Annotated in this window: 16 protein-coding genes; 9 read left to right on the plus strand and 7 right to left on the minus strand. The window is 53.3% G+C overall.

Annotation, left to right across the window (positions count from 1 at the left end):
• The first annotated feature begins 90 nt into the window (after positions 1-90).
• From mtlD to LBW88_RS18725, 3 genes are all read left to right on the plus strand, one after another.
• Positions 91-1,239: a mannitol-1-phosphate 5-dehydrogenase gene (gene mtlD, locus LBW88_RS18715; RefSeq protein ID WP_224933725.1), complete on the plus strand. Its 1,149-nt coding sequence runs from the start codon at positions 91-93 to the stop codon at positions 1,237-1,239.
• A gap of 64 nt (positions 1,240-1,303) precedes the next feature.
• Positions 1,304-1,849 (plus strand): MltR family transcriptional regulator, encoded by a 546-nt coding sequence (gene mtlR / locus LBW88_RS18720; protein ID WP_205960941.1) that lies wholly within the window; start codon positions 1,304-1,306, stop codon positions 1,847-1,849.
• 88 nt (positions 1,850-1,937) lie between these two features.
• Positions 1,938-2,300 (plus strand): YibL family ribosome-associated protein, encoded by a 363-nt coding sequence (locus LBW88_RS18725; RefSeq protein ID WP_224933724.1) that lies wholly within the window; start codon positions 1,938-1,940, stop codon positions 2,298-2,300.
• Between the two features lie 7 nt (positions 2,301-2,307).
• Here the strand turns inward: LBW88_RS18725 and LBW88_RS18730 are convergent, their stop codons facing one another.
• The 3 genes from LBW88_RS18730 to LBW88_RS18740 form a co-directional block, all read right to left on the minus strand.
• Positions 2,308-3,294, minus strand: a complete 987-nt coding sequence (locus LBW88_RS18730) for a VirK/YbjX family protein (protein WP_224933723.1) — start codon at positions 3,292-3,294, stop codon at positions 2,308-2,310.
• 190 nt (positions 3,295-3,484) lie between these two features.
• Positions 3,485-4,102 (minus strand): superoxide dismutase [Mn], encoded by a 618-nt coding sequence (gene sodA / locus LBW88_RS18735; RefSeq protein WP_034827730.1) that lies wholly within the window; start codon positions 4,100-4,102, stop codon positions 3,485-3,487.
• A 187-nt stretch (positions 4,103-4,289) separates the two neighbouring features.
• Positions 4,290-5,315 (minus strand): LacI family DNA-binding transcriptional regulator, encoded by a 1,026-nt coding sequence (locus LBW88_RS18740; protein WP_224933722.1) that lies wholly within the window; start codon positions 5,313-5,315, stop codon positions 4,290-4,292.
• A 417-nt stretch (positions 5,316-5,732) separates the two neighbouring features.
• Here LBW88_RS18740 and LBW88_RS18745 point away from each other — a divergent pair, with 417 nt between their 5' ends.
• From LBW88_RS18745 to alsE, 4 genes are read left to right on the plus strand one after another with little or no spacing between them, the layout of a single operon-like run.
• Positions 5,733-6,173, plus strand: coding sequence for a PTS sugar transporter subunit IIA (locus LBW88_RS18745; protein ID WP_224933721.1), 441 nt, complete (start codon positions 5,733-5,735; stop codon positions 6,171-6,173).
• 18 nt (positions 6,174-6,191) lie between these two features.
• On the plus strand, positions 6,192-6,458 hold the full coding sequence (locus LBW88_RS18750; protein ID WP_224933720.1) for a PTS sugar transporter subunit IIB: 267 nt from the start codon (positions 6,192-6,194) through the stop codon (positions 6,456-6,458).
• 29 nt (positions 6,459-6,487) lie between these two features.
• Complete coding sequence (locus LBW88_RS18755) at positions 6,488-7,750, plus strand: PTS ascorbate transporter subunit IIC (protein ID WP_224933719.1); 1,263 nt, start codon at positions 6,488-6,490, stop codon at positions 7,748-7,750.
• A gap of 51 nt (positions 7,751-7,801) precedes the next feature.
• The gene (gene alsE / locus LBW88_RS18760) at positions 7,802-8,482 is read left to right on the plus strand and encodes a D-allulose 6-phosphate 3-epimerase (RefSeq protein ID WP_224933718.1); all 681 of its coding nucleotides are present in this window, start codon (positions 7,802-7,804) and stop codon (positions 8,480-8,482) included.
• Between the two features lie 108 nt (positions 8,483-8,590).
• Here alsE and LBW88_RS18765 read toward each other — a convergent pair whose 3' ends face one another.
• Positions 8,591-9,931, minus strand: a complete 1,341-nt coding sequence (locus LBW88_RS18765) for an aspartate aminotransferase family protein (protein WP_224933717.1) — start codon at positions 9,929-9,931, stop codon at positions 8,591-8,593.
• Positions 9,932-10,102: 171 nt separating this feature from the next.
• Between LBW88_RS18765 and LBW88_RS18770 the strand changes: the two genes are divergently transcribed.
• Positions 10,103-10,879 (plus strand): DeoR/GlpR family DNA-binding transcription regulator, encoded by a 777-nt coding sequence (locus tag LBW88_RS18770; protein ID WP_224933716.1) that lies wholly within the window; start codon positions 10,103-10,105, stop codon positions 10,877-10,879.
• Here LBW88_RS18770 and LBW88_RS18775 read toward each other — a convergent pair.
• From LBW88_RS18775 to fdhD, 3 genes are read right to left on the minus strand one after another with little or no spacing between them, the layout of a single operon-like run.
• On the minus strand, positions 10,876-11,460 hold the full coding sequence (locus tag LBW88_RS18775) for a hypothetical protein (RefSeq protein WP_224933715.1): 585 nt from the start codon (positions 11,458-11,460) through the stop codon (positions 10,876-10,878). The genes LBW88_RS18770 and LBW88_RS18775 overlap by 4 nt on opposite strands.
• 12 nt (positions 11,461-11,472) lie before the next feature.
• Positions 11,473-12,816 (minus strand): AAA family ATPase, encoded by a 1,344-nt coding sequence (locus tag LBW88_RS18780; protein ID WP_224933714.1) that lies wholly within the window; start codon positions 12,814-12,816, stop codon positions 11,473-11,475.
• A gap of 32 nt (positions 12,817-12,848) precedes the next feature.
• Positions 12,849-13,700: a formate dehydrogenase accessory sulfurtransferase FdhD gene (gene fdhD / locus LBW88_RS18785; RefSeq protein WP_224933713.1), complete on the minus strand. Its 852-nt coding sequence runs from the start codon at positions 13,698-13,700 to the stop codon at positions 12,849-12,851.
• A 117-nt stretch (positions 13,701-13,817) separates the two neighbouring features.
• On the opposite strand from fdhD, the gene fdnG reads away from it, so the two are divergent.
• Complete coding sequence (gene fdnG / locus LBW88_RS18790; RefSeq protein ID WP_224933712.1) at positions 13,818-16,865, plus strand: formate dehydrogenase-N subunit alpha; 3,048 nt, start codon at positions 13,818-13,820, stop codon at positions 16,863-16,865.
• The last annotated feature ends 8 nt before the right edge of the window (positions 16,866-16,873 follow it).

Below are 16,873 nucleotides of genomic sequence, written 5' to 3' on the forward strand. Positions count from 1 at the left end.
GCGTTTTAACTTCCCTGGGGCGGGCAAGCCCGTCCCACTTATACGGGGCGGATTTGCCCGCCCTTTCGTCATTTGATATGGGTCAAATTTATGAAAGCGTTACATTTTGGAGCAGGTAACATCGGTCGCGGTTTTATCGGTAAGTTGCTGGCTGATGCCGGTATCGAACTGGTGTTCGCGGATGTGAATCAGGTGGTTCTGGATGCCCTTAACGCCCGTCATGAGTATCCGGTTCATGTGGTTGGCGAGCAGGCAAAAGTCGAAATCGTTACTGGCGTTAGCGCAGTGAACAGCACCAGCGACGACATCGTCACGCTGATTGCTGAGGTTGATATCGTTACCACGGCGGTTGGTCCGCAAATTCTGGAACGCATCGCAGGTGGTGTGGCGAAGGGTCTGGCCAAACGCAGTGACAACGGTAATGTCCGTCCGCTGAATATTATCGCCTGTGAAAACATGGTACGCGGCACCAGCCAGTTGAAGCAGCACGTGCTGAAGGCACTGCCAGAGCAGTATCACGCGTGGGTTGAAGAGCATGTGGGCTTCGTGGACTCCGCCGTTGACCGCATCGTGCCGCCTTCTGAAGCCGGCAGCAGCGATCCGCTGGAAGTCACCGTTGAAACCTTCAGTGAGTGGATTGTCGATAAAACCCAGTTCAAAGGTGAATTGCCGAACATTCCCGGCATGGAACTCACCGACAATCTGATGGCGTTTGTAGAGCGCAAACTTTTCACACTGAACACTGGCCATGCCATCACCGCTTACCTCGGCCAGTTAGCCGGTCACGCCACCATCCGTGATGCGATTCTGGATGAGAAAGTGCGTGCCGTAGTGCAGGGTGCGATGCAGGAGAGCGGCGCAGTATTGATCAAGCGTTATGGCTTTGATGCAGACAAGCACGCTGCCTACATCCAGAAAATCCTCACTCGCTTTGAAAATCCGTATCTGAAAGATGATGTGGAACGCGTTGGCCGCCAGCCGCTGCGCAAACTCAGCGCGGGCGATCGCCTGATCAAGCCAACGCTCGGCACGCTTGAGTACAACCTGCCGCACGCGAATCTGGTGCAGGGCATTGCCGCCGCGATGCACTACCGCAGCGAAGCCGATCCTCAAGCGCAAGAGTTGGCCACATTACTGGCAGAGAAAGGTCCGCAGGCCACGCTGGCCGAGATCTCTGGGCTGGAAGCCAATAGCGAAGTGGTCACCTCAGTGGTGAGTGCTTACAACGCTATGGCATAATGCGCGCCTTTTAATAGCTCACTCGGGCGCGGTGCCAACCGTGCCCGTCGGCGGTAGTGGAACGATGCAGGCAATAATGGAAGAGAAGCAAGCTTTTGAAAACCGGGTGCTTGAGCGCCTGAACGCCGGTCGATCGGTGAGAAGCTTCCTGATCGCCGCCGTTGAGCTATTGGCTGAAGCGGTCAACCTGCTGGTATTGCAGGTTTTCCGCAAAGACGATTATGCCGTGAAATATGCGGTTGAACCGCTGCTGCTGGGTGATGGCCCACTGGGCGAATTGTCGGTGCGCCTGAAACTGATTTACGGTTTGGGCGTGATTAATCGTCATGAGTATGAAGATTGTGAGCTGTTGCTGGCGCTGCGTGAAGAACTCAACCACGACACCAGTGATTACCGCTTCACTGACGATGAGATTTTAGGGCCGTTTGGCGAGCTGCACTGTGTGGTGGCGTGGCCGCCTCAACCTGACTTCACCCGAGACGACGAGGCATTACGCAGCATGCTACAGCAACGCTATCTGCAGATGGTGCGCTCTACCATGGTGTTATCGCTCACCGAGCTGATATCGCGCATCTCGCATAAGCAGGCATTTAAGAAGCCTGCCGTTTAAGCGTGCATGGTGTGAGAAATCCGCTCCGCTGCAAAATCGCCCCGTTTTGATGTATCCTTTGCCTGTTTTCCTTAACGAGTTTCCCCTGATGAAAGAACAAGAAAAAGCCGAGATCAAACTGCTCAGTGATCAACTGGACGCATTGAATCGCAAAGAACCCCAGCTGCTGGAATCTGGCGATGCCGAAAAACTTGGCGAGCTGCTGCGTGAAAAAGAGAAGCTGGTGCTGGAAATTGAGCGCCTGCGTGGCGTGCGTGAAGAAAAGCTCAGCAAAGAAGCACAACAGCTGCAGAAGCTGGGCTTCAGCCGTGAGATCACCAAGAAAGAGCAAGCCAACATGGGCGCATTCAAGAAAAGCGTGCGCGGCCTGGTGGTGGTGCATCCAATGACCGCACTCGGACGTGAGATGGGGCTGAAGGTGATGACCGGCTACGCAAAGCAGCCGTTCTGATACCCGATTACGCGGCGTGTGACACGTCGCGTTCTACGTTCTCTTCCTGCACAGGTTCAATTCCTGCTGCCTGCAGCACCTGGGTGTTCAACACATCCAGCAATGCATAGCGACGGCGATACTCCGCACGTTTCTTACTGGCGATCTCTTCCAGCGCTTTCCTTTCCATGTGCAGCGGCAATGTAAACAGTTCATCGGCCCGGGCTTCTCCGCCCAGTGACAGCCAGAACTCGCTGTAGCTGGCAAAGAATTTGTCGCCCTTACTGTGACGATAGCGCAGGCTGCGGAAAACATGCGTGGTATCCCCCACCGCAGTTATCGCTTGCACGCCACACTGCTGCGCCAGAATAAATACGGCTTCCATTAATAAACGTTTTGGGAATACGCCATGTGCGGCTTTGGTCGCATCACGGATCACGTCATTCGTAATGTGCTTACGCGGACCCTGTAAGCCACCGATTAATAGTGTGCGCTTACCCTGCTCCTGAATAATTGAAAAAGAGAGCGAGGCAATATTCATAGTTTGATAATGCAGTGTCAGGGTTATTTCACCTTCGCGGTCGAAATGTCCTGGGCAGCAATGAATGACAAATGCTTCGTCACTTTTTCCCTGCATAGCGGCAATCTGCTGCGACGTCGGGCTTAAAAGCAGCTGGCGCAGTTTGACGTTATCCAATTGATCTATCGTGACATAATGGTCAAGCAATGCCTGAGCACGCTGCGCCACGCTCAAGTCCGCGCGCAGGTAGGGACGATGCGGTTTGGCCGGCAGTAAGCCCTGCATCTTCAACAGTTGTGGCAGAAACGGCAGTTTCGCTAACTCGTTGAGGTAATTAAATGTGGTAACGGGAAAGATTAAAGACCTTAAAGCAAATTTAAAGCGGAACATACTGCTATTCCATAACTTATCAGGTCTGACTTTCCCGCTAATTAACGGCAAAAACAGAGATGCCGACGAATCTTTACTCGCCACAGGGGTAGTGATAGTAGACATAATTATTTTTCTTTCTTGTGATCAACTGCGGCTACTGTATGCCCCAAATTATCAACGACAGGTTAATAACGACCGTAACGGTATTGTCAGCAGGGGTAATATCGATGTGGTTTAAGAAGTGTTTAGATTTCGTAAAGAAAAAACCGGTGAAACAGGTTCACCGGTTGAGTGCGTTAGTTAGTGCCTGAACTTACTTAGCAGCAGCGAAACGTGCAGCCGCTTCGTCCCAGTTCACCACGTTCCAGAACGCTTTGATGTAGTCAGGACGTTTGTTCTGATACTTCAGGTAGTAAGCGTGTTCCCACACATCCAGACCAATGATTGGCTCACCGGATGCGCCAGAAATCGCTTCGCCCATCAGTGGGCTATCCTGGTTTGCGGTTGAAACCACAGCCAGCTTGTCGCCCTTTTTCACCAGCCACGCCCAGCCTGAACCGAAACGGGTAGTAGCGGCTTTCTCGAACTCAGCCTGGAATGCTTCAACGCTGCCGAAATCTTTTTCGATAGCGGCTTTCAGTTCGCCTTGCAGGCTGGTGCCCAGTTTCAGGCCTTTCCAGAAGAAGCTGTGGTTAGCGTGGCCGCCCGCGTTGTTACGCAGTGGACCTTTTTTGTCTGCTGGCAGCTGATCCAGTTTAGCGATCAGTTCTTCAACCGGCAGATTAGCGAATTCGGTACCTTCCAGCGCTGCATTCGCGTTGTTAACGTAAGCCTGGTGGTGTTTAGAGTGATGGATTTCCATCGTCTGCTTGTCGAAGTGTGGTTCCAGTGCGTCATACGCGTAAGGCAGGGATGGCAGTGAATAACTCATGTTCTTCCTCTCCATTTAGTGTTTTGCAGCATCACCTTAGCAGGGTGCCGCGTAAGCAGTCGGATCATTATAGTTAAAATCATGATCGGTAAAAGGGTTATCAATGCCTTAGTAATGATAAGGATTTGATGAATCTGGGAAAAGCACCGCACGCAGAGTGACATCTTATGTGTGCTGGGCGGCAGGCTTACATCTTGTGCGTGCTAGCACGCAGCTTAAGCTGTACCGGCAGTTCGTTGATGACGGGTGGCTCATCGCCCTTCAATGCGGAGAGTAAACGCTTGCCCGCCATGCGTCCCATTTCTTCATAGGGCAGTACAACGCTGGTCAGCGGCGGTGAGCATACCGCCGCTAGTGGGCCGCCACCGATGCTGGCAATCGCCAGCTGGCTTGGAATCGAGATGCCAGCGGCGTGGCAAGCCATGATCGCACCACAGGCCACTTCGTCACTGGTACAGATCAGCACATCCAGTTCCGGCCAGGTGAGACGGATCTCCGCCAGCAGGCTATGTCCGGCAGCAAAGGTGGGCATTTTGGGCGAGGTCACCACGCGGTGCGGCGCCTGATTCGATGCCAGCATGCCACTATGCCAGCCATTCAGCAGTTGGCGGAAAATCGTGGTGTTGGTTTGCGTGCACAGCAAGCCGAGATGGCGATAACCGCGTTCCACCAAACTCTGCACCAGTTGGCGAATCGCTTTGGCGTAATCGACGCCGATGCTAATCCCCGCTGATTCCTGATGCACCCCGCCGATATCCATCACCGGCAGGCCCGAGTTACTCAGCATCCGATGGGCTTCGGCAGCATTATCAAAATTGAAATGCACCATGGCGGCCGGATTGTAAGAAAGCAGCATCTCAATCAACTCGCTCTCTTCCGCCGCCGAGTGATTGGCTTCCGCCAGCATCATGTTGTAACCCTGCGGACGCAGTATCTCCTGCAGCGCTTCCGACACAATCGCGCTGCCCGGCGTGGCGAACGAAGGCACCACCATGGTGATCAGCTTCGACGATGCAGACGCCAGATTGCGCGCCTGGATATTCGGCACGTAGGCCAGCTCGGTGACGGCCGCATCAATTTTGGCGCGGATTTCAGGTGAGACTTTCTCCGGCATGCGCAACGCACGTGATGCCGTCATGGTGCTCACGCCGACCAAACGGGCAACATCGGCCAGTGTGCTTTTGCCGGTACCGCGCCGTTTTTTCTCTGCCATGCCTTCTCCTATCTCTACCCGTCATCATTCAAGCTGTGGCTGCGTTGGCTGCATGTGCTCACCTTAATCACCTACTGGCAAGCCCTCAGGGATTTACCCCTTTGCCGCCTTCCCCTGGCTCGAATCAGTTAGGGTAGCGCTCGCAAATTATTTCCGCACGCAGCTTAAAACCAAATGCGTCAACGTGCCACGTTAATAACCACAGATTCGGGCACGCCTCACCTGCTGAGGATTTTCAGATTCTCCGAGCATGTCAGGTGCTTGCAACGATGACAAATGGCCTGCACAAAAATGTTAGCGATAACACAGTTTTTAACAACATCCGTGTTAGCGCTAACTTTTGCGACAAACATCACAGAAAAGCGGTGAGAAAATCACCTAAAGTGCACTCCATCGACGAATAACCAGGAATTACTGATGCTCACTCAATGGCTGACACCACAACATATCCGCATCGTAGATCAGGTCAACGACTGGCAGGACGCGGTGCGTTTATCCGCTGAACCATTGCTGGCTGAAGGCGCGATAACGCCCGCCTATCTTGATGCTATCTTCACGTCGCACGCTGAGCTTGGGCCGTATTACGTACTGGCACCGGGCCTGGCAATGCCACATGCCCGTCCAGAACAGGGTGCGCGTAAGAATGGCTTGTCGTTACTGCATGTGAAGAACGGTGTGAGCTTTAAAGCGGATGAAAACGATCCGGTTAACGTCATCATCATGCTGTGTGCATTCTCAGGCGACGATCATATCCAGATGATCACTGCGCTTGCAGAGGTATTCAGCGACGAATCCCGCCTGCAGCAATTGCTGTCGGCTGCGACCTTGCCAGCGATTGAAGCTGTCATTTCAAATTAATCACCAGAGAATCCTATTATGAAAAAAGTATTGATCGTGTGTGGCAATGGTTTAGGTAGCAGCTTCATTGTGGAAATGAACGTAAAAAAAATCATCACCGAATTAGGCAAGGAAGCGGAAGTGAGTCATACCGATTTAACCACCGCAAAATCTGAGCAGGCTGATTTAATTATTAGCGCCAAAGACATTGCCGATCAATTATCGGGTCATAGCGCGCAGGTGTTTGGTCTGACGAATATATTAGATAATGCCAAAATTAAAGAGATTCTGGCGGAAAATCTGTAATAGCCCGATTTTACTCACATGGAGTAATTATGCTGCAATTCATCATCAAGGATGTTCTTGGAACACCCGCAATACTTGTCGGCCTCTTTTCCCTGATTGGTTTATTACTGCAAAAGAAACCGGTGTCGGATGTTATTTCCGGCACGCTGAAAACCATCATGGGTTTTGTGATTCTTATCGCCGGGGCCAACCTCATTGCGGCGACACTGACCATTTTCAGCCAGCTGTTTGAGCACTCATTCAATATTCAGGGTGTGGTGCCGAATACCGATGCGATGGCAGCGCTGGCGCAGAAAAGCTACGGTACCGAAACCGCGATGATCATGGTGTTCGGTATGCTGGTGAACATTCTGCTGGCGCGTATCACCCCGCTGAAGTACATCTTCCTGACCGGCCACCACACGCTGTATATGTCGGCGATGCTGGCGGTAATTCTGTCAGTCGGGGGCATACATGGCTTCTGGCTGGTGCTGATCGGTTCACTGATTCTTGGCACCATGATGGTGGTGTGCCCGGCCATTCTGCAGCCGTTCACGCGTAAAATCACCAACTCGGACGATTTGGCCCTTGGTCACTTCGGCTCAACCGGTTATCTGCTGTCCGCGCTGGTCGGTAAAGCGGTGGGCAAAGGTAGTCCATCAACCGAAGAGCTGAAGGTCCCGAAAACCCTTAACTTCCTGCGTGACTCCTCGGTGGCGATCTCGCTGACCATGATGATTCTGTTTATCGCGCTGGTGTTAGTAGCGGGTAAAGAGTTTACCGAAAGCCAGGTGAGTGGTGGTCAGAACTTCATCGTGTTCGCCATTATTCAGTCCATCACCTTTGCGGCGGGCGTCTATATCATCCTCGCCGGTGTGCGTATGGTCATTGCCGAGATCGTGCCAGCATTTAAAGGCATCGCGGATAAGTTAGTGCCGAACGCCAAACCGGCGCTGGACTGCCCAACCGTATTCCCGTTCGCACCGAATGCGGTGATCATCGGCTTCCTGTGCAGCTTCTCTGCCGGGTTGATCAGCATGTTCCTGTGCCCGCTGTTTGGTCTGAGCGTGATTGTTCCTGGCCTGGTGCCCCACTTCTTCTGCGGTGCCACTGCTGGCGTGTACGGCAATATCACCGGCGGACGTCGCGGCGCGGTGGTCGGCTCCTTTGTACAAGGGCTGCTGATCTCCTTCCTGCCCGCGATTCTGCTGCCGCTAATGGGCGACCTGGGCTTTGCCTCGACCACCTTCGGCGATGCGGACTTCGGCATTGTCGGCATCGTGCTCGGCCACATTATTTCGTTCTTCCATTGATGTCATAAAACAGCGCCTGCGGGCGCTGTTTATGTAATGAGGAAATAATCCATGAACGCTCAATTTTCACCGTCATTAATGTGTATGGATCTCACACGCTTTCGTGAACAGATCGAAGCGATGAATAGCACAGCGGCTTTTTATCATGTCGATATTATGGACGGCAGCTACGTAAAAAACATTACGTTATCACCGTTCTTTATTGAGAACCTACGTAAAATCACCGATGTGCCAATTGATGTGCATTTAATGGTCAATCATCCGGAAGATATTATTCCGATGTGCATTGAAGCGGGGGCGGATATTATTAGCTTCCATCCAGAAACCGCGAATAACAAAATATTCCGCCTGCTCACTGAGATTAAAGAGGCTGGACGTCGTTGCGGCGTGGTATTAAACCCAGCAACACCTGCCGAGAGCATTCGCGAATATGCACATCTGCTGGATAAGGTTACGGTGATGTCGGTGGACCCAGGCTTTGCGGGGCAGAAATTTATTCCGGAAACGCTGAACAAGATTCGCCAGCTGATTGCCATGCGCGAAGAGCACGGTTATCACTATCTGACCGAGATTGATGGTTCCTGCAATGCCCGCACCTTTAAGCAGATTGCCGCTTCTGGTGTGGATGTGTTTATCGTTGGCACTTCAGGTTTGTTCAATCTGGATGATGATGTGGCCCAGGCGTGGCAGAAGATGGAAAGCATTTTTGCCGAGGAAACGGCAGCCGCGTAATCCTTTCCAGATGCGCATCAATGCACACCCTACGAGAAATCTTCCGGGTCGCCAGTAATGGCGACCCGCTTCATCTTCCTGATACTGCTTTGGGGCAACCTTAGCCTTTTAGCGACCCAGCTCGGTCAGCGACTTATCCAGCGCACCCACCAGCCAATCAATATCAGACTCCTGGAACGCCAACGGCGGACGCAGTTTCAGCACGTTGCCATACGGCCCGGCCACTGATGTCAGCACGCGGTGATCGCGCAACTTCTCAGTGAGATCCAGCGCCAGCGCTTTATCCGGCGTTTTGCTGGTGCGATCCTGTACCAGTTCGAAGCCGATAAACAGCCCCGCACCGCGCACATCGCCAATGCTTTCATGGCGATCCATCAGCTTCTGCAACTCGGTTAACAGCCTGGCACCCACCACGCGGCTGTGCTCCTGCAAGCCCTCTTCTTTAATTACCGTCAACACCGCCTGCGCCGCCGCCATCGCCACCGGGTTACCGCCAAAGGTGTTGAAGTAAGGGATATCGTCGCTAAACGCTGCCAGCACATCACTCTTCGCCAGCAGGCCGGAAACCGGAATGCCGTTGCCCATGGGTTTGCCAGTGGTCACCACATCCGGCACCACGCCGTGACGCGCAAAGCCCCAGAACGCATCGCCGGTACGGCCAAAACCAGGCTGCACTTCATCAGCGATGAAGATACCGCCGTTGGCGTGCACCACATCTACCGCTTTCTGCAGGAAACCGCGTGGATTCGGCAAAACACCGTCTGAAGAGAAGATTGAATCTGCGAGGAAGCCAGCAAACTTGATGCCGTGCGCTTTCATGTCATCAATTTGTTTCTGGATTTCGTTGGCAAACCATTCGCCGAGATCCGGTGCATTGACGCGATAAGCATCGGGCGGTGAAACCAAACGCGTAGTGGCGGCCAACGGCTGACCGCTGCCCAGTGCCGGAGAGACGCCGGACGTCAGATCGCTGGTGCCGTGATAGGCCTCCTGCGACACAATAATCCCGGTACCGCCGCTATAGGCACGCGCGACGCGGATTGCCAAATCGTTAGCCTCTGAGCCGGTGCACATATACATGGCACGATCGATAGCATCGGGCGTGGTTGCCAGCAACTCTTCGGTGTAATCAAGAATACGTTCGTGCAAATAACGGGTATGGGTATTCAGCATCTTCATCTGCTGGTTTACCGCTTCAACCACGGCCGGATGGCAGTGACCAATGCTGGCCACGTTGTTGTACACGTCGAGATATTTGTTGCCTGCGGCATCCCACAAGTATTGCCCTTCACCGCGCACCAGATGCACCGGCTTACGATAAAACAGGCGATATGACTCGCCCAACACTTTGCTGCGCTTGTCTGTTAGCTGGCGGGTTGCCGCATCCAGACCGTCGGCGTGCTCAGCACGAAAACTGTTGGTGTCCATGATGGTGGAACGTGTAGCCATGGTAACTCCCGTTGCGAAGGTGAAGGGGTGCATGATGTGTGACCGTTGTCACTATCATGCCTGCTTTAACAACAAATGCAACCAAATACACAAATACAACCAAATACACATGACGCCGTGATGACACTCAGGTAAGCTTAGGCCCAGATTATTACGCTACAGGGAAAAGTCATGCTGCAGGAAACCCGCTTACATCGCATTCGAGCCCTGCTGACCACGCAGCATCAGGTCAGCACCGAGCGCATTATTAATGAGCTGGGCATTTCGCGGGAAACAGCGCGGCGTGACATTATTGAGCTGGAAGCGCAGGGCTTAGCGCGACGGGTACACGGCGGTTTAGTGGCGGTAGATAGCCAACCGGAACCACCGCTGCAAGTGCGGCGTAGTGCTCAAGCCAAAGAGAAACGTGCGATTGCCGTGGCGGCGGCGCAGCATTTGCAGCCGGGGCAGACGTTGTTTCTCGATGCCGGTACCACCACCACCATGCTGGCGGAACAGCTGCGCAGCATGTCCGGCTTGACCATCATCACCAACAGCTTGCAGGCCGCGCTGGCGCTGAGCGCCGCCGAAGAGCATGAAACGCTGAACAATCAGGTGATTTTGCTCGGTGGGATGATGATGGCGGGCGCGCAGCAGACGCGTGGAGAAATCACGGTCGGCGAGATTTACCGCTATCGCGCCGACGTCGCGCTGCTGTCACCGGTCGGTATTGATGCGAAAAATGGTGCCAGTAGTTTCCATCCGCATGAAGCGGCGATCGCCCGCGCCATGGTGCAGCAGGCTACGCGCACCCTGTTACTGGCCGATCACAGCAAGCTGGGGGTGATGAGCCGCACGGTGTACGCGCCGATTAATGAAGTGGATTTGCTGATTTGCGACAACGGCCTAGCCAAAGCAGGGGCATTAACCGCGCTCCAGCAGGCGCTACCGCAAGTGCAGGTGGTTTAACGGCTGAGAAAATAGCGATAGGCGAATTCGTTGAGTTCAGCGCGATTGCCCATCGCATGCCAGATACGCAGTTGACGTAAGCGCTCTTTCTTACGCATGGGCAAGTTTAAACCGTAAGTTTCCAGCGTTATCGCGGCAGCATACTGATTTTCAGCAGAACGATCAGGCGCGACAGCAACTTCTCCATTATCGAAATTACAGATGAAGTAGTCGTCAAAATTGTAGTTGGATAAATCGGGCTTAATTAATGCTTCATGATACTTTTCACGCTTCTGGCTTTGGCACATATCACAGCAGGGAAATAAATTTCCCCAGTCAAATGCCGATTCAGGGAACTGACTTTTAGGCTTGAAATGCTCCAGCGTTTCACGGCTTTCACTGCCAATAAATCCATCACAAAATGCACAATGATGCTGCGTCATCTCTAACAAGGCCTTGCGCACTGCTTGATAACAAGCCTCGGAAAACCAGCGAAATCGAGCTGCGGGATTTTGACTGCGCGCAATAATATACCGCGCAGTCCAACCCTGTTGGTGCTCTTCCAGACAGCAGGGCCACGATCCGCGTTGTAATTTGAACATTCCATGTTCCTCTTATTTGCTTAAACGACGTGCGATCTGCCGCAACTCCATTTCAATAATCATTTCTAACTCTTCACCGCGAGCGCGCAGCCTGTCCGCTAATGACATCAGTGCGGTATCATCTTTGGGATTTAGCAAATAATCATTACGTACGAGCTTAAATGACGTGAGTAATTTTTCAGTTTCAATATCAAAGCGCTCACCCACATCAAACACCTCTTCCAGAATGAGCTGAATGCTTTTTCCTGCCCCTGATGCGGTGGGCACGATCTCTTCAGGCACTGAAGCATCACGAAGAATATGGCGCTGAGGATCCGGCAGCCGATACACCCAGGCATCTTCTAGTGAGCCGACAACAAACGGAGAATGGGTAGAGACAAACACTTGTGCATTCGGCAATAGCTTTTGTATCGCAGGTAATATCCGGCGCTGCCATTTTGGATGTAGATGAATATCGACTTCATCAAGGAAGAGGATAATCGGTTGGGAGAAAATCTCTCGTTTCTGATTAAAGGGAATATCTTCCAGTCGTAGAGCCAGGTCTGCTACCCAGTGAATGATGGATTTCAATCCTTCCGGTAACGAATCAAACGAAATCTCGCAGCCATCCAGCAGGAATGCCACCGCTAAAGGATGACGCTGCAGTTTAAATTCGATGGAAACTTCGCAAATTTCAAAAATAAAGTCGGCGATCTTGTGCAGTGCAAATTGGTAACGTTTTACTTCTTCAGTTGAGTTATCCAGCTTTGATAAAGCAGCCTTGGTGATGTTATTGGCAATCCATTGTGCCAACAACGATGCCCTACAGGTATTTTCAAATGACAATGCTTTATCAAACGGTGAATCGTTAATATCAACGATAGCATTGACTCTGAACTGCCCCTGGACGCTTCGACTGCCGGAATAGGCAAAGGCAGCATAGGGAAACTGGACTTGATTGATCCTGGCGAATTTATCGTAATGGCGTGAATAGCGTTCAGTCAACGTACTAAAATTTTCATCACCATAATATCTCAACCCGCCAGCGCCTGAGATTAAGGCGTATTCACCTTTTTGTTCGCCCTGCTCTTCCAGAGAGTAAAACCCGTTGCCTGAAGCGAAGTTAAAGCCCACGTAGCTACTGTCACTCACAAACCTATTTTTTATTAATGGATCGACAGTTTGAGAGTCAAATATTGCCGCTAACGCATATAACACTGTGCTTTTGCCACATCCATTGGGGCCGGTAAAAATATGGATCTCAGCTTTACCGACATCACGCTGTGCGCTTTCAGCAGGTGGAAAATCAAAATGAGTATTTTCAAAAACACCGATGCCTTTCAGGGTCAGGCTTTCAATACGATGAGGCTGTCGCATTGCATCACATCCTTGTGGTGAATTCTGTTTCGTTAAACCAGGCGCTGCGGATGGCTGTACACCGTGGCGCGTCCCGGCTTACTAAACCCTATCAGCGTTAAATTACAACGCTCGGCGACCTCAACTGCGAGCTGGGTCGCAGCGGATACCGCAAATAAAATCTCCACGCCGCACATCGCGGATTTCTGCACCATCTCATAGCTGGCACGGCTGGAGACCAGCACCGCGCCCTGCTGCCACGGCTGCTGGCTGCGATGCCCTAGCAGTTTATCCAGCGCCACGTGGCGCCCGACATCCTCACAACCACCGAGCAATTCACCCTGCGGTGACATCCATGCCGCCGCATGCGTGCATCCGGTGAGATTGCCGATAGGTTGGTAATCTCGCAGTTGCCCCAGTCCGATATCAAGGTTCGCCAGATCGAAAGTTTGGGTAAAAGGCAGCGGCTGCAGCGGTTTACCAATCTGGTCGAGTTGTTCCACGCCACACACGCCGCAGCCGGTTCTGCCCGCCATGGCACGGCGCTGCTCTTTAAGCGCCATAAAGCGGCGGCTGGAGAGTTCGATCTGCACTTCGATGCCGTTGCAGCCGGGCACCACATCCATGCCGAAGATCTCATCGTGCTTATCAATGATGCCTTCCGAGAGCGAGAAACCGAGCGCAAACGCCTCGAGATCGTTGGGCGTGGCCATCATCACCACATGCGAAATGCCGTTATACACCAGCGCGATCGGCACCTCTTGCGCCAGCCAGTCGGTTTCCGCCGTGCTGATATCACGCCGCTGGCGCACCTGCGCCTGCACTGCGCCTGAGATCTCACTCACACTCTGATGACTTTCCTGTGCTTTAACTTTCACTTTGCTCGCCTCGGACAACAACCTCATTAAAGCAGTGGTATTATTTCGCTGCTATTCTCACACTGTTAGTTGGGTCATTGTGAACCGCGGCCCAACGCATCGCAAAACTAAAAATGTGAAGTAATGTCGACTCAAGGATTAACCATGAACGTCAGCCGAAGAAAATTCTTCAAGATTTGTGCTGGCGGTATGGCAGGGACATCGGCAGCACTGCTCGGCTTTACGCCGGATGTGGCGCTGGCGGAAACACGACAGTACAAGCTGCTGCGTGCCCGCGAAACCCGTAACACCTGCACCTACTGCTCAGTGGGCTGTGGCTTATTAATGTACAGCCTCGGTGACGGCGCGAAAAACGCCAAAGAGACCATTTTCCACATTGAAGGGGATCCGGACCATCCGGTGAGTCGTGGTGCATTGTGCCCGAAAGGCGCGGGTCTGCTCGACTTTATTCACAGCGAAAGCCGCTTAAAATACCCTGAGTATCGCGCGCCAGGCTCCGATAAATGGCAGCGCATTAGCTGGGACGATGCCTTTGATCGCATCGCTAAACTGCTGAAAACTGACCGTGATGCCAACTTTATCGCGCAAAATGCTGCAGGCGTGACCGTTAATCGCTGGCTGAGCACCGGCATGTTATGTGCTTCAGCCTCCAGCAATGAAACCGGCTACTTAACCCAGAAATTTACCCGATCGCTCGGCATGCTAGCGGTCGACAACCAGGCACGCGTTTGACACGGACCAACGGTAGCAAGTCTTGCTCCAACATTTGGTCGCGGTGCGATGACCAACCACTGGGTCGACATCCGTAATGCCAATCTGATCGTTGTGATGGGTGGCAACGCCGCTGAAGCGCATCCTGTGGGATTCCGCTGGGCGATGGAAGCCAAGATTCACAACAAAGCGAAATTGATTGTTATCGATCCACGCTTCACGCGTACGGCATCGGTGGCAGACTTTTACACGCCAATTCGTTCCGGCACCGACATCGCCTTCCTGTCGGGCGTGCTGCTGTGGCTGATGCAAAATGACAAAATCCAGCATGAATATGTGCAGGCGTACACTAACGCCAGCCTGATCGTGCGCGAGGATTATCATTTCGACGATGGCCTGTTCAGCGGCTACGACGAAGAGAATCGCAAATACGACAAAACCAGCTGGAACTACGAGCTGGGCGAGGACGGCTTTGCCAAACGCGATGACAGCCTGCAGCATCCGCGCTGTGTGTGGAACCTGCTGAAGCAACACGTTAGCCGCTACACGCCAGAGATGGTGTCACGCATCTGTGGCACGCCAAAAGAGGACTTCCTGCACGTCTGCGAGCTGATTGGTGAAACCAGCGCACGCGATCGCACCACCTCGTTCCTGTATGCTCTCGGCTGGACGCAGCACTCGGTCGGTGCGCAGAACATCCGCACCATGGCGATGATCCAACTGCTGCTTGGCAACATGGGCATGGCGGGCGGCGGTGTGAATGCATTGCGTGGTCACTCTAATATCCAGGGGCTGACCGACCTCGGACTGCTGTCACAGAGCCTGACCGGCTATATGACACTGCCGTCAGAGAAACAGACCGATCTGCCAACCTACCTCGCTGCTAACACCCCGAAAGCCACCCTGCCCGGGCAGGTGAACTACTGGAGCAACTACCCGAAATTCTTTGTCAGCATGATGAAAGCCTTCTTTGGCGACAAAGCGCAGGCCGAGAACAGCTGGGGCTTCGACTGGTTACCGAAGTGGGACAAAGGTTACGACGTGCTGCAGTACTTCGAGATGATGTCGCAAGGCAAAGTGAATGGCTATCTGTGCCAGGGCTTTAACCCGGTGGCGTCGTTCCCGAACAAACGCAAAGTGATCGCCTCGCTGTCGAAGCTCAAATTCCTGGTGACCATTGACCCACTCAACACCGAGACCTCGACCTTCTGGCAGAACCACGGCGAGTTCAACGATGTTGATCCGGCGAAGATTCAGACCGAAGTGTTCCGACTGCCCTCCACCTGCTTCGCGGAAGAGAACGGTTCGATCGTCAATTCCGGACGCTGGCTGCAGTGGCACTTCAAAGGTCAGGATGCGCCGGGCGAAGCGCTGAATGACGGTGAAATCCTCTCTGGCATCTATAGCCGTCTGCGCAAAATGTACGCCAGTGAAGGCGGTGCCTTGCCCGAGCAGGTGCTGAACATGACCTGGAACTACCAGACGCCAGACAATCCGGCATCCGAAGAAGTGGCAATGGAGAGCAACGGCAAAGCGCTGGCAGATGTTTTTGATGACAAAGGCACGCTGCTGGTGAAAAAAGGCCAGCAGCTCAGCAGTTTTGCGCAGTTGAAAGATGATGGCAGCACCAGCAGCGGCTGCTGGATTTTCGCCGGAAGCTGGACGCCGGACGGCAACCAGATGGCGCGGCGTGATAACACCGATCCGAGTGGTTTGGGCAACACGCTGAACTGGAGTTGGGCGTGGCCGCTCAATCGCCGCATCCTCTACAACCGCGCATCGGCCGACCCGCAAGGGAATCCGTGGGATCCGAAACGGCAGATCCTCAAGTGGGATGGCAGTAAATGGGGCGGGATGGATATTCCGGACTACAGCACCGCCGCACCGGGCAGCAATGTCGGACCGTTTATCATGCAGCCTGAAGGGATGGGCCGCCTGTTCGCGCTCGATAAAATGGCTGAAGGGCCGTTCCCTGAACATTACGAGCCGTTTGAAACCCCGCTCGGCACTAACCCACTGCACCCGAACGTGATTTCGAATCCGGCAGCACGCGTGTTCAAAGACGATCTGGCGTCGATGGGTAAAGCCGAGCAGTTCCCGTATGTCGGCACCACCTATCGCCTCACCGAGCATTTCCACTACTGGACCAAGCATGCGTTGCTGAATGCCATCGCGCAGCCGGAACAGTTCGTGGAGATTGGCGAGAAGCTGGCCAACAAGCTGGGCATCGTGCAGGGCGATACGGTGAAAGTCAGCTCCAATCGCGGCTACATCAAAGCCAAAGCGGTGGTCACCAAACGCCTGCGTCCGCTCGATGTGGATGGCAGAACCGTCGATACCATCGGCATTCCGATTCACTGGGGTTATCAAGGCATTGCGAAGAAAGGCTTTATCGCCAATACCCTGACGCCGTTTGTCGGTGATGCCAACACGCAAACGCCGGAGTTTAAGGCGTTTCTGGTCAATGTAGAGAAGGTGTAGGAGAACGT

Source organism: Pantoea sp. alder81, assembly GCF_020179835.1.
GTDB lineage: Bacteria > Pseudomonadota > Gammaproteobacteria > Enterobacterales > Enterobacteriaceae > Pantoea.